The organism is Sapientia aquatica, assembly GCF_004358105.1.
Taxonomy (GTDB): Bacteria; Pseudomonadota; Gammaproteobacteria; order Burkholderiales; family Burkholderiaceae_D; genus Solimicrobium; species Solimicrobium aquaticum.
In genome coordinates, this window is sequence record NZ_SMYL01000002.1 from 546,216 (window position 1) to 560,460 (window position 14,245).

At 49.0% G+C, this 14,245-nt stretch carries 12 protein-coding genes and 5 tRNA genes; all 17 read left to right on the forward strand.

Translation table 11 applies throughout. From position 1 onward, the window contains the following. Positions 1-59 precede the first annotated feature (59 nt). The 17 genes from rnc (at position 60) to E2I14_RS06620 (ending at position 14,238) form a co-directional block, all read left to right on the forward strand. A complete protein-coding gene (rnc, locus tag E2I14_RS06540) occupies positions 60-935 on the forward strand; it encodes a ribonuclease III (protein WP_133327129.1) in 876 nt (291 codons plus the stop codon). After that, positions 932-1,846: a GTPase Era gene (era, locus tag E2I14_RS06545; RefSeq protein WP_133326642.1), complete on the forward strand. Its 915-nt coding sequence runs from the start codon at positions 932-934 to the stop codon at positions 1,844-1,846. Before rnc ends, era begins: the two co-directional genes overlap by 4 nt. A 17-nt stretch (positions 1,847-1,863) precedes the next feature. After that, complete coding sequence (gene recO / locus E2I14_RS06550; RefSeq protein WP_133326644.1) at positions 1,864-2,736, forward strand: DNA repair protein RecO; 873 nt, start codon at positions 1,864-1,866, stop codon at positions 2,734-2,736. Beyond that, complete coding sequence (gene pdxJ / locus E2I14_RS06555; RefSeq protein WP_133326645.1) at positions 2,733-3,512, forward strand: pyridoxine 5'-phosphate synthase; 780 nt, start codon at positions 2,733-2,735, stop codon at positions 3,510-3,512. The genes recO and pdxJ overlap by 4 nt, the downstream gene beginning before the upstream one ends. Position 3,513: 1 nt before the next feature. Beyond that, entirely contained in the window at positions 3,514-3,909 is a 396-nt protein-coding gene (gene acpS / locus E2I14_RS06560) for a holo-ACP synthase (protein WP_133326647.1), read from the forward strand. Positions 3,910-4,009: 100 nt separating this feature from the next. Continuing rightward, positions 4,010-5,854 (forward strand): excinuclease ABC subunit UvrC, encoded by a 1,845-nt coding sequence (gene uvrC / locus E2I14_RS06565; RefSeq protein ID WP_133326649.1) that lies wholly within the window; start codon positions 4,010-4,012, stop codon positions 5,852-5,854. A 14-nt stretch (positions 5,855-5,868) separates the two neighbouring features. Further along, the gene (pgsA, locus tag E2I14_RS06570; protein WP_133326651.1) at positions 5,869-6,453 is read left to right on the forward strand and encodes a CDP-diacylglycerol--glycerol-3-phosphate 3-phosphatidyltransferase; all 585 of its coding nucleotides are present in this window, start codon (positions 5,869-5,871) and stop codon (positions 6,451-6,453) included. Between the two features lie 133 nt (positions 6,454-6,586). Further along, positions 6,587-6,662: transfer RNA gene (locus tag E2I14_RS06575), tRNA-Gly, on the forward strand. Between the two features lie 129 nt (positions 6,663-6,791). Further along, positions 6,792-6,867, forward strand: a tRNA-Gly gene (locus tag E2I14_RS06580). A 52-nt stretch (positions 6,868-6,919) separates the two neighbouring features. Then, positions 6,920-6,995 (forward strand) — tRNA-Gly (locus E2I14_RS06585). Positions 6,996-7,085: 90 nt separating this feature from the next. Then, positions 7,086-7,159: transfer RNA gene (locus E2I14_RS06590), tRNA-Cys, on the forward strand. Between the two features lie 55 nt (positions 7,160-7,214). After that, positions 7,215-7,307 (forward strand) — tRNA-Leu (locus tag E2I14_RS06595). A 426-nt stretch (positions 7,308-7,733) separates the two neighbouring features. Further along, the gene (locus E2I14_RS06600) at positions 7,734-10,019 is read left to right on the forward strand and encodes a M1 family metallopeptidase (RefSeq protein WP_165967770.1); all 2,286 of its coding nucleotides are present in this window, start codon (positions 7,734-7,736) and stop codon (positions 10,017-10,019) included. Next, complete coding sequence (locus E2I14_RS06605) at positions 10,016-10,888, forward strand: hypothetical protein (protein WP_133326653.1); 873 nt, start codon at positions 10,016-10,018, stop codon at positions 10,886-10,888. Before E2I14_RS06600 ends, E2I14_RS06605 begins: the two co-directional genes overlap by 4 nt. 106 nt (positions 10,889-10,994) lie before the next feature. Next, positions 10,995-12,464 (forward strand): M20/M25/M40 family metallo-hydrolase, encoded by a 1,470-nt coding sequence (locus tag E2I14_RS06610; protein WP_133326655.1) that lies wholly within the window; start codon positions 10,995-10,997, stop codon positions 12,462-12,464. Between the two features lie 32 nt (positions 12,465-12,496). Next, positions 12,497-13,435 (forward strand): alpha/beta fold hydrolase, encoded by a 939-nt coding sequence (locus tag E2I14_RS06615; protein ID WP_227544618.1) that lies wholly within the window; start codon positions 12,497-12,499, stop codon positions 13,433-13,435. A 335-nt stretch (positions 13,436-13,770) separates the two neighbouring features. Then, positions 13,771-14,238, forward strand: coding sequence for a (2Fe-2S)-binding protein (locus tag E2I14_RS06620; protein ID WP_133326657.1), 468 nt, complete (start codon positions 13,771-13,773; stop codon positions 14,236-14,238). Positions 14,239-14,245: the final 7 nt, after the last annotated feature.

Here is a 14,245-nt window from a genome sequence, read left to right on the forward strand (position 1 = left end):
ATAGCAACGAGCACGGTTTTAAATATTAGGTATCCCTTTATGAGTAAGTCAGCAGCATGATAAACGACACGTTATTGCAGAATAGATTAGGTCATGTATTCAATGACCCTAATCTATTGCAGCAGGCTTTAACTCATCGCAGCCATAGTGTTTTGCACAATGAGCGCTTGGAATTCTTGGGCGATTCAGTTTTAAACTGTGTAGTTGCTTCACTGTTATTTCAAAAATTTCATACGATAGACGAAGGCGATTTATCACGCTTGCGGGCAAATTTGGTTAAACAGCAATCGCTCTACGAAATCGCCTTGCGCTTGGATTTAGCGCAATTTTTGCGTTTAGGCGAGGGCGAATTAAAGTCTGGCGGGTTTCGCCGCCCATCGATTTTGGCGGATACGCTAGAAGCCTTGTTTGGCGCGATTTATCAGGATGCTGGTTTTAACGCTGCGCGTGATGTGATTTGTGGTTTGTATATTCCGATTTTAGAAACTGTTGACCCGGCAACTTTGGGCAAAGATGCCAAGACACTATTGCAAGAATATTTGCAAAGCAAAAAAATAGCTCTGCCGGTATATACCGTAGCCGCGACCCACGGCGCAGCGCACAATCAAGAATTTGAAGTGGAATGCGCCATTCCTAAATTAGAAATCCAAGTGTTCGGAACCGGTGGAAGTCGCCGTGCTGGCGAACAAGCTGCGGCCAAAATGGCGCTCGAAGCAGCTACTGCCATTTTGTCCAAATCACCTGCGCCAAAACGTAAGGCCAAACCGCGCACGACACAATTGAAATTAGCGGGCATAGCAACGGTTCAATCCGATGAAGTTGCAATGGTTCCGCCCACCACGCCACCAGTTACCAGCGCTAAGCCGGAAACAGCCACCGACAAGAAAAAAAGCGCAGCTCCAACCACCGACACCAACCAGACGACGATAGCATGACCGACCAAGAGCACACAGAAGCACCTGCAGACGATTTCCGTTGCGGTTATATCGCCATCGTTGGTCGTCCAAACGTGGGTAAATCAACCTTGATGAACGCCTTAATCGGCGCCAAAATCAGTATCACTTCGCGCAAGGCGCAAACCACCCGTCATCGCATCACTGGTATTCAAACCAAAGGCCAAGCGCAGTTTGTTTATGTCGATACGCCGGGTTTCCAGACCAAGCATTCCAATGCGTTAAATCGGACGTTAAATCGCACCGTGACTACTACCTTAACCGCGGTCGATGTGGTGCTTTACGTCGTGGAAGCCGGCATGTTTTCGCAAGCCGATATTTCGGTGTTGGAATTGCTACCTAAAAATATCCCCTGTATTTTGGTTATCAACAAAGCCGATCACATCAAAGATAAAGCCGTGTTAATGCCGTTCGCCGCGCAAGTTGCTAGCCGATTTAATTTTGCTGCAATTGTGCCTGTTTCAGCGCGTCAAGGCTTTCAATTAGACAGCCTTGAAGCCGAGGTCAAAAAACATTTGCCTATCAATGCGCCGATGTTTGCCGAAGACGATATTACCGATAAGAGTGAAAAATTTTTAGCAGCAGAAATCGTGCGCGAAAAAGTATTCCGTTTTGTCGGCGACGAATTGCCCTACACCAGCACGGTTTTGGTTGAAAAGTTTGAGGTCGAAGGCAATCTGCGCCGCGTATTTATCGCGATTTTGGTGGATCGCGACGGCCACAAAGCTATGCTGATAGGTAAAAAAGGCGAACGCCTCAAAGAAATCTCCACCCAATCGCGCCAAGACATGGAAAAGCTATTCGGTGGCCCAGTTTATTTGGAAATCTGGGTCAAAATTAAATCAGGCTGGGCCGATAATGAAGCTGGTTTGCGCGCCTACGGTTACGAATAAACCATTTTGAACCTCTCATGACAGAGTTTGCGGATACGCAGTCGCCCGATTCGCTGGATTCCTTGGAATCCATTTTAAATTTGGGCGCTCCACAAACTCCTGTGCCACCAGAATCACTCCTTATCCCCGCATCTAAACCCAATGCAGCGCGGTACCGTAATTCGGCTATACCAACACGTCCGCTGCGAGTATTGGCGCAACCCGGTTTTGTGCTGCACAGCTATCCCTACAAAGAAACCAGCTTAATCGTTGACGTATTTACTCGGCAGTATGGTCGAATCGCATTGCTGGCCAAAGGCGCTAAGCGTCCGCATTCCCAATTACGCGGAGCGCTGCAAACGTTTCAACCGCTTACCCTTTCTTGGACGGGCAAATCCGATTTACAAACATTAACCGCGGCCGAATGGGTTGGCGGAATGCTGCCCTTAGAGAAAAGCGCACTGCTGTGTGGTTTCTACCTGAATGAAATCATCGTCAAACTATTGCAACGCGATGATCCGCAACCTTTATTGTTTGATGCCTATGTCGCTACCATCAATCAATTGGCGCACGGCGAACCAGCGACGATTGTGTTGCGTAAATTTGAGTTGAATTTGCTCAAATCCGCGGGCGTCGTCGGCGATCTTACTTTTTGTACCCAACAACGAACCAAAGTTGATGCAGACGTAATATATGTGGTTGACCCAGATATCGGCGCTCGTCCTAGCCTAGAAACGGAACAAGGGGTTAAAGTACACGGTAAAACGTTATTGGATATGCATTCGGCGGATTATTCAGATACGCGAACCCAATCTCAAAGTAAATTATTAATGCGATTTTTATTGGCGCATCACCTGCACGGCGCAACAATCAATACTCGACAAATCTTAATGGACTTGCAAAAACTATGACTATGAATCAACGTATTCACGCGCTCGAACTAGGGATCAACATCGACCACGTTGCGACCTTGCGCAACGCGCGCGGCACAAGCTATCCAGATCCAATCAAAGCGGCCTTGCTGGCAGAACACGCCGGTGCTGATTTAATCACCTTGCATCTGCGCGAAGATCGCCGCCACATCAAAGATGCCGACGTGCGCGCTATTCGTCCGCAACTTATCACGCGCATGAATCTAGAAGCGGCAGTTACCGCGGAAATGTTGGACTTTGCCTGCGAAATCAAACCGCATGATGTGTGCTTAGTGCCTGAGCATCGGGCCGAAGTCACCACCGAGGGCGGCTTGGATGTGGTGAAAAATTTTGCCCAAGTGCAGGCCGCAGTGAAGCAATTGCAAGCTGAAGGCATACGCGTGAGTCTATTCATTGATTCTGACGAAGCGCAAATCCAAGCCGCAACCGAAGCCGGCGCCACCGTGATTGAAATCCACACCGGTCGTTATGCGGACGCGGTGGATGCGCAAGCGCGTCAATTTGAATTAGAGCGCGTTCAGCAAGGCGTGATATTCGGCATCCAGCGCGGCTTGCGTGTCAATGCTGGACACGGTTTGCATTACACCAACGCGCAAGCGATTGCCGCGATTGCTGACATTAGCGAACTCAATATTGGCCACGCGATTGTCGCGCAAGCCGTTTTTGTCGGCTGGGAAAATGCCGTGCGCGATATGAAAGCGATCATGACATTGGCGCGAGTCAATCGCAATGAATTAGGCTTCTCAGGAGCCTAAGGTGATTTTTGGTATTGGCACCGACATCGTCCAAATCGAGCGTATCGCTGCGATCCTGACCCGCACTGAAGATCGGTTTGCCGAAAAGATTTTGGGGTCGGATGAATTAGTAGAATTCGCTCAACGCCGCGAAAAAAGTGCGGAGCGCGCAGTACATTATTTGTGCAATCGCTTCGCCGCTAAAGAAGCGTTTTCCAAAGCTTTAGGCCTCGGAATGCGCGCCCCAATGACGTGGCACGATATCCAAATACTAAACGACGAGCAGGGCGCCCCAAGAGTTGTCACTACCGGTGAATTGGGTAGTTATATGGTGACCAAAAAATTAGTTTCGCGTGTTTCTCTAAGCGATGAAAAAGACTACTCGGTAGCCTTTGTTGTCATCGAGCACGCCGCTTAAAGATAGTCAGATTTAGATAGCAACCCTTAGATAGCCAGATTCGATTTAGCCAGCGCGTTTACCGCGATCTACTAAACCTATTTTTCAATTCAATTCATTCATGTCCGAAGTCTCGCCCGAACGTCAAGAGCTCATCGCCACCGTGGCGAAATTGCCCAACCTTCCCGGGGTATATCGCTACTTTGATAGCAGCGATAAATTGCTCTATGTCGGTAAAGCGCGTGATTTAAAAAAGCGCGTTAGCAGTTATTTTCAAAAAAACCTTTCCAGTCCACGCATTGCTTTAATGGTCGATCGTATCGTGCGCATGGAAACGACCGTGACGCGCAGCGAGGCGGAAGCCTTGATTTTGGAAAACAACTTAATCAAAGCGCTGCAACCGCGTTTTAATATTTTGTTTCGCGACGACAAATCCTATCCCTATTTAAAAATAACCGGCCAAGATACCCCGCGCATGATGTATTACCGCGGCGCGATTGATAAAAAGAATCAATTTTTTGGGCCGTTCCCGAGTGCATGGGCGGTGAAAGAATCGATCCAAATCCTGCAAAAAGTTTTTCAATTGCGCAGTTGTGAAGACAGCGTATTCACCAATCGAACACGGCCTTGTTTATTGCACCAAATCCAGCGTTGCAGCGCGCCGTGCGTCAATATTATTAGCGCTGAGGAATACGCCCAAGACGTCAATAATGCCGCCCAGTTTTTGCGCGGGCGCCAAAGCGAAGTCATGCAAGCGCTTGAGAAAAAAATGCTGGGTTTTGCCGAGCAACTGGCGTTTGAAAAAGCGGCCGTCGTGCGCAATCAAATGTCGGCCTTATCCAAAGTGTTGCATCAGCAAGGCATGGAAAGTACCAACGACGTTGATCTCGATATTATTGCCGTGTATCTAAAAGGCGGGCGCGCCTGCGTCAATCTGGCGATGGTACGTGGCGGACGGCATTTAGGTGATCGGGCATATTTCCCAACGCAAGTGGAAGAAGCGATTACCGAAAATGTGCTGGAAGCGGAAGTCTTGCAGGCTTTTTTGGCGCAGCACTATTTGGATCAATACATTCCGTCAATTTTAGTGACCAATTGTGTTTTGGACGCGCCAGAATTGATGTTGGCATTGATGGATCAATGCGGTCATAAAATTCACTTAATTACGCAGCCGCAGGAGCAGCGCCGCCATTGGCTAGAAATGGCTCAAAAAGGCGCTGAGCTTGCCTTAGCGCGTTTGTTGACCGAGCAAGGTTCTCAGCAAGCACGCACGCGCGCCTTGGTTGAGGCGTTAAGCTTAGATGTCACCGATTTGGACACGGTGCGGGTTGAGTGCTTTGATATTAGCCACACCCAAGGCGAGGCGACGCAAGCATCTTGTGTCGTGTTCCATCATCACGAAATGCAAAATGGCGAATACCGCCGTTACAACATCAATGACATCACGCCAGGCGACGATTATGCGGCGATGCGTCAGGTTTTACATCGACGTTATGAGAAGGTGGCGAGCAACAATGGCGTCATGCCAGACGTTGTGTTGATCGACGGCGGTAAAGGCCAAGTCGAAATGGCGCGCCAAGTGTTTGTTGAATTGGGGCTCGATATTGGTTTAATCGTCGGTGTGTCCAAGGGAGAAGGGCGCAAAGTCGGTTTGGAAACCTTGGTATTTGTCGATGGTCGCCCAGAACAAGAATTAGGCAAACAGTCCGCCGCGTTAATGTTAATCGCCCAAATCCGCGATGAGGCACATCGTTTTGCGATAACTGGCATGCGGGCTAAGCGCGCAAAGGCACGGCAAACCTCGCGTTTGGAAGAGATCGAAGGAATTGGCGCAAAGCGTCGGCAAAAATTATTGGCTCGATTTGGTGGTCTAAAAGGGGTTGCAGATGCTAGCATTGAGGACTTGGCCTCTGTTGAGGGTATTTCTCGGCAGTTAGCAGAACAAATTTACAAGCAATTACACTGAGACAAACACGAACTATGCCCTTTAATTTTCCGATCTTATTGACTTGGTTGCGCGTTGCTTTAATCCCGCTGGTGGTCGGCGTTTTTTATCTGCCGCCCACTTGGCTATCCCCATTTCACCAAGGCTTGGCCTCGACCATTATCTTTATCGTGGCCGCAATCACCGATTGGTTTGATGGTTTTTTAGCGCGCCGCTGGAATCAGACGTCGGCCTTCGGTGCGTTTTTGGATCCAGTGGCCGATAAGCTAATGGTCGCTGGCGCGTTGTTGGTGCTGGTGCAGTTTGATCGCGTTAATGCAGTGATCGCGTTCGTCATAATTGGGCGCGAAATTGCGATTTCTGCCCTACGTGAATGGATGGCGCAAATTGGCGCGTCGAAATCGGTGGCGGTCAGCTCGATCGGTAAGATCAAAACGGCCGCGCAAATGACGGCGATTCCGATGTTGTTGTTTCATGAGCCGCTCTTTGGTTTTTTCGATACCGCCTACTGGGGCCAATGGTTTATGTTGATTGCCGCGGTGCTTACCGTGTGGTCGATGTTTTATTATTTAAAACTTGCGTGGCCGCTCATCAAAGACCATTCCGGAAAACTTCCTTAAAACAAGATTTTTAGCCGAATTATTCTTGACAGGAAAAGGCGCATCTATATAATGTGCGCCTGCTCTCGGTGATGTAATAATTTAGAAATAATTACCCGACCGAGCTCGGCAAAATTTGTCAGTCGAAACATATGCGGGAGTAGCTCAGTTGGTAGAGCGCAACCTTGCCAAGGTTGAGGTCGAGAGTTCGAGACTCTTCTCCCGCTCCATAAAAAGTACTAGACAGAAAACACAAATGTCGTTAGAATCTCGGTCTCGCTGATTGGTTGAAGTTAAACGAATTAAGCAGCGATAGCTAAGATTTATCGGTGTTAGCTAGAAGTAAAAAGTAACGCAATGCGGGAGTAGCTCAGTTGGTAGAGCGCAACCTTGCCAAGGTTGAGGTCGAGAGTTCGAGACTCTTCTCCCGCTCCAGAATTGGTAATAACTAGAATGATAAGCTAGTTATTTAGTAGCAAAAGATCATGCGGGAGTAGCTCAGTTGGTAGAGCGCAACCTTGCCAAGGTTGAGGTCGAGAGTTCGAGACTCTTCTCCCGCTCCAAGTTAAAACAAGGAAGCATGTTTAGCTTCCTTTTTTGTTGGATAGTGTTAAAAGTTAAGAAGTTGGTTTTGAGTTAGAATGCCAACCTTCGGCGGGGTAGCAAAGAGGTTATGCAGCGGCCTGCAAAGCCGTTTAGAGCGGTTCGATTCCGCTCCCCGCCTCCAAAACAACAAGATGTCGATTCATCTTAAAAGTCTATGCAGCAATGCGTGGAAAAGTGCCCGAGTGGTGAAATTGGTAGACACATCGGACTTAAAATCCGCCGCTTTCCGTAAAAGGGGCGTGCCGGTTCAATTCCGGCCTCGGGCACCAGTTGTTAATTAAATGTAGAAAATGACTAGAACTTACCTAGCTTGGTTAAGTGATAGTTAATAAATCAAGGAGCTGCTGAGCTCCTTTTTTATTGGTCAAAAATCCCCGCATCTAGGGTGCGCTAAGCTAAATCGCACTAAACATCGCCGCATTTTTGCGTTGTTAAAGAGCAACTAATTATCCCTCCGTATTCTGTCTTAAATTAGAGACAATCCCCCTCTCGATAACTTACTCCCAATCGATAATTTTTGTTAATTATCATGCTAATATGCAACGTTATTGCTGCTAGGCATTTGGTCAATCGTGAATTTTTATAACTGACAATTTACCGTCAAAGTAAAAATTCTGTGACATGCACTTAATTGCGAGCGGTTAATAAACAATTCATTGTTGGATTACATAACAATATCAAAGGAGTACGCATTCATGTCTTTCCTATCCGGAAGTTTGAAGGGGATAAGTATCGCCTCTTTGTTGCTAGTGGGCGTATCGCTACAAGCGACCAATTTACTTGATCCCAAACTCAGTACCAGTTTGACGGTCGCACCGACTCAAAATCCAACAGCACCAACGGCCGCCGCCACTGCTGCCGCACCTTCTGCCACACCAGTGAATGGCAGTTTGGATGGAATTCCAATGGCCTCGCCACATGCAGCATTCGTGCGTCAGCCTAGTTCGCCCGATGCGTGGGGCGGCGCTCGCACTGGTAAGGAAGCAACTTTGTCAGATCGCGTCGTGAACTACGATATTTCCGCCAGTTTGGATCCGGTGCATCACACCGTTGATGGGCAAGAAAAATTAACTTGGCGCAATCGTAGCAACCGTGAAGTGCGCTCGATTTATTTACACATGTATTTGAATGCGTTCGAAGGTTCTTACAGCACGTTTTACAGTGAAAAAATTAACAAGGGCTTTGATTTCCGTACCGATGTAGCGACTAAAAACGGGGAATGGGGCCATATTGAATTAGGCAAAGTTGTTCAAGGTGGCGCTGCTGTACCTTGGACGTTTGTGCAACCCGATGAGGGGCCAAAGACCGATCACACGGTCGTGCGCTTTGACTTGCCGACGCCAGTTCCAGCGGGAGGAACTACCACCTTGGATATCGGCTTTCATGACCAGTTACCGCGTGTGGTGGCCCGCACTGGCTATTTTGGTAGCTTCCATTTAGTTGGTCAGTGGTTTCCGAAAATTGGTGTATTGGAGCTGCCTGGCGAGCGCGGTGCGACTGAGCCGCGTTGGAATGTGCATGAATTTCATTTGCACAGCGAGTTTTATGCCGACTACGGAAATTTCGACGTTAAATTGACCGTGCCAAAAGATTACATCGTCGGGGCAACCGGCGAAGAGCAGGGCGCGCCGGTTGAGAAAGACGGCAAAGTAACGCATCGTTTTGTGCAAGGCGATGTGCACGATTTTGCTTGGACTGCGGATAATCGCACGGCTAAACCATTAGAAGGCGTTTATAAAGGCGAAGGCAGCCCAGAAGTGAAGGTGCGCGTTTTGTATCCACCAGAATATGTGGCGAGCGCACAGCCAGCGTTAAAAGCGACGATTGATTCGTTGGCTTATTTTTCAAAAACCTTGGGCGCCTATCCGTACAAAACGGTCACGGCGGTTATTCCTCCCTATAACGCGACCGAAGCTGGTGGGATGGAATATCCAACCTTCTTTACCGCTGAAGGGATGGCCAATGTGACGCCCGGAACCATGAGCGAATTCCTGCTCGATTTTGTGACGATTCACGAATTTGGTCATGGTTATTTTTACGGTATTTTGGGTTCCAACGAATTTGAAGAACCGATGCTTGATGAAGGTCTAAACGACTACTGGGATTACCGCATGGTGCGCGAACGCGGTCAGGTGATTCATGCAACCACACCGCTGTTACGCCGCTTTGGCTTTGATCAAACGATTGAGCCGTTTGAAGCCGAGCGTTTAGGTGCGAGCAACTTTGATCCGATCGACGCAACCGGCGCTAATTCATGGGATCGTTATTCCAGCGGCAGTTACGGTACGGTCTATGCACGTACCGCCACGATGATGCACGATTTGGAAGAGCAGATCGGTAAAGACGTGTTGGAGCGCGCGTTTAAACAATATTACGCAACGTGGAAATTCCGCCACCCTGATATCGCCGATTTGCAAGCCACGCTTTCCGAAGTTTCTGGCAAGCCAGCTTTGGTGGCGAAAGCGTTTGAACAACAAGCTTTCAGCGCGCAAAAAGTGGATGACCGCGTCGCTAAAATCACTAGCGAAGAAGTGTTACCTGAGCAGCAAACATCCTTGGTCAATGACAAGTGGGTAGAAGTCACTGACGAGCAAATTGAAAAGCAAGTGAAGGATTTGCGCGACGCTTGGAAGAAGAAAAATCCCGATGCCAAAGAAGATACTGGGCCTTTCCCTTATCGCACAACGGTGTTGTTACGTCGTTACGGCGCAGCGGTGCCGCAAACCTTGGTGGTTAAATTTGCCGATGGTAGTTCTGAAAAAGTGCTGTGGAATGACGATCAGCGTTGGGCGCGGTATAGCTGGGTAAAACCGGTGAAAGCGGTATCGGCCGAGATTGATTCCAAAGAGATGCACTATTTGGACGTGAATAAACTCGATGACAGTCGCACGATTAAAGCAGACAGCAAAGCCTCACGCCGCTGGACTTCCGAAATCGCCGCCTTATTCCAACTCATCTTCTCATTGATTGCGACAATATGAACTCGAACCCAACTTCTTTCTTAGCGATTGTCCGCAGCTCTGGTCGCGCCGCATTGCAATGGCGTTTGCTGCTTCTTTGGTTAATTACGCTGTTAATTCCAACGGCATTATTGACGCTTCCGTTTGCAAAAGTATTTGCTGCGCAAATGGATTATTCGATTCATTCGAGCGAATTGGCGCAGCATCTGTCGGCCAATGCAATTAACGATTTGATCGGCTCTGTCATGATTAGTGGACCAGTGGTGCAACAGACTGGCGCGCTTGCATTTTTGCTGGCGTTGTTGCTGTCGCCGTTCTTGAGTGGCACAGCGATCACCGCTGCTAGAGCGCAAGCGCCCTTAGCCATCGGCAAGCTTGTTCATGGCGGCATATCCGAATACTGGCGTTTATTGCGTTTGATGATCGTCGCGATTATTCCGCTAGGCATTGCAATGGGGATTAGCGCAGGCTTAGGCCAATGGTCAAGCGGCGTTGCCGAAAAAGCGATTTTAGAATCGGACGCTGATTTTGCTAGCCACATTGTGTTGGCGGTGACCATTATCGTGTTATTGATTGCTGATGCAACCTTGGATGCTGGTCGTGCTCAGTTCGCGCATAGCACAGGCAAACGTTCCGCCCTCAAAGCGTGGTGGCGCGGTACGAAGTTAGTGTTTAAACGTCCGCTAGTGTCGCTAGGTTTGTTTATCGTAATCACCCTAATCGGCGTAGTGTTGGCGGCGCTGTTCGGTGAAATTCGGATGAATATTGCGCATGTCAACACTGGCGGATTTGTAATCGCATTTATCTTGGCACAGTTAATGGTGGCCTCGATTGTGTGGTTGAAGCTGGCACGATTATTCGCTTTTACCGCGCTGAGTAAGCCAAACTAATTTGAGTTTGCTTAGCCAAAATGTCGGGCTGGTTAATGATGTTCATTACCAGCTCGAATAGTATTAGCGTTGAGATTTGAATTATTTCCCCTTTAGAAAAATATCCATGAACTTCAATAAAAAACATAAGTTAAGCGCACTATTGGCCTGCGCGTTCAGCGCCTTTGCCGTCAATGCAGCCTTAGCTGACAATAGCACCGCCGCGGCGGCGCGTCCTGTGGATGTAGCAACCTTAGCCCGCATTCGCGATGCGGCACTTACTTCAAATTTTGCATTCGACCGATTAGAAGAATTGACTGACCAAGTTGGTCCACGTTTAACCGGTTCTATTGGTGCCGAAGCAGCGGTGGAATTAATTGCCAACGACATGCGCAATATCGGCATGCAAGTGTCGCTGCAACCAGTCAAAGTCCCGCATTGGGTGCGCGGCGCGGAGACGGCTGAGCTGGTTGACTATCCGCATCGTCCTGCTGGCATTTCGCAAAAAGTGGTATTGACCGCCTTAGGTGGCTCCAGCGCGACACCAGCCCAAGGGTTGACGCTGCCAGTCGTCGCTGTGCACAGCATGGAAGAGTTGCACGCGCGCGCAGCAGAAGTTAAAGGTCGCATCGTGTTATTTGACGTGGCCTACGACCAACATTTAGCCGACAACGGTCACGCTGGCGATGCGTATGGTGAAGCCGGTATGTACCGCTTTATCGGCCCAGCAATGGCGTCCAAATTGGGGGCTGCCGCTGCCTTGGTGCGCTCAGTCGGTGGCGCTGATTACCGCATTCCGCACACTGGCATGACGGGTTGGGGCAACGACGTTAAACCGATTCCAGCCGCTGCGGTGACCGCAGAAGATGCCATGCTGATGACACGCTTATCAGCCAAAGGCGAGATCAAATTGCACCTGACCTTAACGCCACAAACCTTGCCAGATGCCGATAGCCATAACGTTATCGCCGATTTGCCCGGCTCGGATAAAGCCGACGAGATCGTGATTGTGTCAGGTCATTTGGATTCGTGGGATTTAGCCCAAGGTGCTATTGATGACGGCGCTGGCGTTGCGGTGGCAATGGGTGTGGCTGACGTATTTAAAAAGCTCGGTTTGCACCCACGTCGCACCGTGCGTGTGATCGGCTGGATGAATGAAGAAAACGGCGGGCGCGGCGGTAGTGCGTATTTTGATGCCAATAAAGCGAAATTAAAGCAACACTTTGCCAGCATTGAAAGTGATAGCGGTGCAGGGCGTCCGTTGGGAATTATTTTCAGCACGACGCAGGACGACGAGAAATTATTAGCTCCGTTAAAACCATTATTCCGCACCATCGGCACTCCGCTGTATGAGCGACGCGAATACGCAGGCGGCGCTGACGTCAGCAAATTAACGACCAGCGGCGTGCCTTCGTTTGAGCCGTTGTTGGATAACCGCAGCTACTTTAGCTACCACCACACGCCAGCCGATACCTTGGATAAAGTCGAGCCAGAAAATCTAAGAAGACAAGTTGCGATGTTAGCGATGTTGACTTGGTATCTAGCCGACATGCCAGACCAATTGACGCATCTGCCATCGGTCAAGGACGAAGAATAATTCACGGACTAATGAAATAGTTGGAGTAAAAAATGCGGGTAATTAAATGGTTAATCATCATTCTCTTTGCACTTGTTTTGGGGGCGTATTACTTTGTCTATGTGATGTCACCCAAGGCCACCAACTATTTTGTAAATTCTGAGCGCAACGCAGCCAAATTAGTGCGTAAAGAAGTGACTCTGCCAGATGGTAATCATTACGTTTATCTAGAAGGCGGACACGGCGATCCGCTGATTTTGTTGCATGGATTTGGCGCAGATAAAGACAACTTTACCCGCGTCGCTAAATTTTTAACGCCGCATTATCACGTCATCATTCCCGATCTTTTAGGCTTTGGTGAATCGTCGCATCCCAACGATGCGGATTACACCGCCAAGCCCCAAGCCGAGCGTATCCGCGCCTTGGTCAAATCGTTGGGCTTACAGGCCGTGCATTTGGGCGGTAATTCGATGGGGGGGCAAATCGCCTTGGCCTACGCCGCCGCACATCCCAGCGAGGTGGAAAGTTTATGGCTACTCGACCCCGCCGGAATCTGGAGCGCCCCGCAAAGTGAGTTGGCTAAAATCGTCGAGCGTCATAATCGTAATCCGCTCATCATTCGTAACGAAGACGATTACAACCATGCGTTCGAATTCGCCATGAGCAAACCACCGTTTGTGCCCCGTCCTATCCTTAACGTACTGGCGCAAAATTCGATTAAGAACGCCAAGCTCTCAGAGCGCATTTTTAACCAAATCGTCAATGACTCAGTAGAGCAACGCATCACCGGCTTAAAAACGCCCGCCCTCATCGTTTGGGGCGACGAAGATCGCGTGATTCATCCACTTACCGCTGAGGTTCTCTATAACCTACTACCCAAATCCAAAGTCAATATCATGAAGGGCATTGGGCATTTACCGATGATCGAAAGCGCAGAAGAATGTGCTGAGGATTACATGTTTTTCCGCTTCCGGATTCAGGCGAAGGATTGATCTTATTTTGCTGTTTGTAATGCGTAAATGATGTCGGTTTGCGCCGCTAAATTGCCGCTTAATTAACCCGCCAAGCGGCCAAAGCTTGATCAAATAATTTGCTCTGCACGAATTAATTAGAACGAATATACTGGGCAAAAATTTTCTAACAATTACAAAATAAGAGACAAAAAGCAGTCACTCCAAACTAGCTCGACCGGGAACGAGTTTTCAGCAGTCAATTCCAACGTTGTGCTACCTAGAGCAATTGTCCGTTGCATCGAAGTCAAGCGAATTTCCGCACTGCGGCAAATCGATATTTCATTAAAAAATGAACAAACTTGGAGGAGCACACCATGGCAATCAGTTTTACGTTGAACGGCAAAAAGGTAGCAGTCGAGGTTGAACCGGATACCCCTCTTTTGTGGGTTATCCGCGACACGATCGGCCTGACTGGGACTAAGTTTGGTTGCGGTGCAGCATTGTGCGGCGCTTGCACAGTTCATCTCGACGGTGCGCCAATTCGCTCCTGTCAGACGCCGATTTCGGCGGTCGCCGGAACGCAGGTAGCAACCGTTGAATCGCTCTCCAAGGACAATACCCATGCGTTGCAAAAGGCATGGATTGCCCACGATGTGCCTCAATGCGGGTATTGCCAATCCGGACAATTAATGAGCGCCGCGGCGCTATTGGCTTCCAATAAAAATCCTAGCGATGCCGACATCGATCAAGCCATGAGCGGCAATATTTGTCGTTGTGGAACTTATAACCGCATTCGCGCTGCAATCAAGACTGCCGCCGCTGAGATGCGCAATCACGGTTAAGGAGAGT

Coding starts and splice junctions, on each gene's coding strand:
- era (WP_133326642.1), top strand. CDS start 932: ATGACCGACCAAGAGCACACAGAAGCACCTGCAGACGATTTCCGTTGC.
- recO (WP_133326644.1), top strand. CDS start 1,864: ATGACAGAGTTTGCGGATACGCAGTCGCCCGATTCGCTGGATTCCTTG.
- pdxJ (WP_133326645.1), top strand. CDS start 2,733: ATGACTATGAATCAACGTATTCACGCGCTCGAACTAGGGATCAACATC.
- uvrC (WP_133326649.1), top strand. CDS start 4,010: ATGTCCGAAGTCTCGCCCGAACGTCAAGAGCTCATCGCCACCGTGGCG.
- pgsA (WP_133326651.1), top strand. CDS start 5,869: ATGCCCTTTAATTTTCCGATCTTATTGACTTGGTTGCGCGTTGCTTTA.
- E2I14_RS06600 (WP_165967770.1), top strand. CDS start 7,734: ATGTCTTTCCTATCCGGAAGTTTGAAGGGGATAAGTATCGCCTCTTTG.
- E2I14_RS06605 (WP_133326653.1), top strand. CDS start 10,016: ATGAACTCGAACCCAACTTCTTTCTTAGCGATTGTCCGCAGCTCTGGT.
- E2I14_RS06610 (WP_133326655.1), top strand. CDS start 10,995: ATGAACTTCAATAAAAAACATAAGTTAAGCGCACTATTGGCCTGCGCG.
- E2I14_RS06615 (WP_227544618.1), top strand. CDS start 12,497: ATGCGGGTAATTAAATGGTTAATCATCATTCTCTTTGCACTTGTTTTG.
- E2I14_RS06620 (WP_133326657.1), top strand. CDS start 13,771: ATGGCAATCAGTTTTACGTTGAACGGCAAAAAGGTAGCAGTCGAGGTT.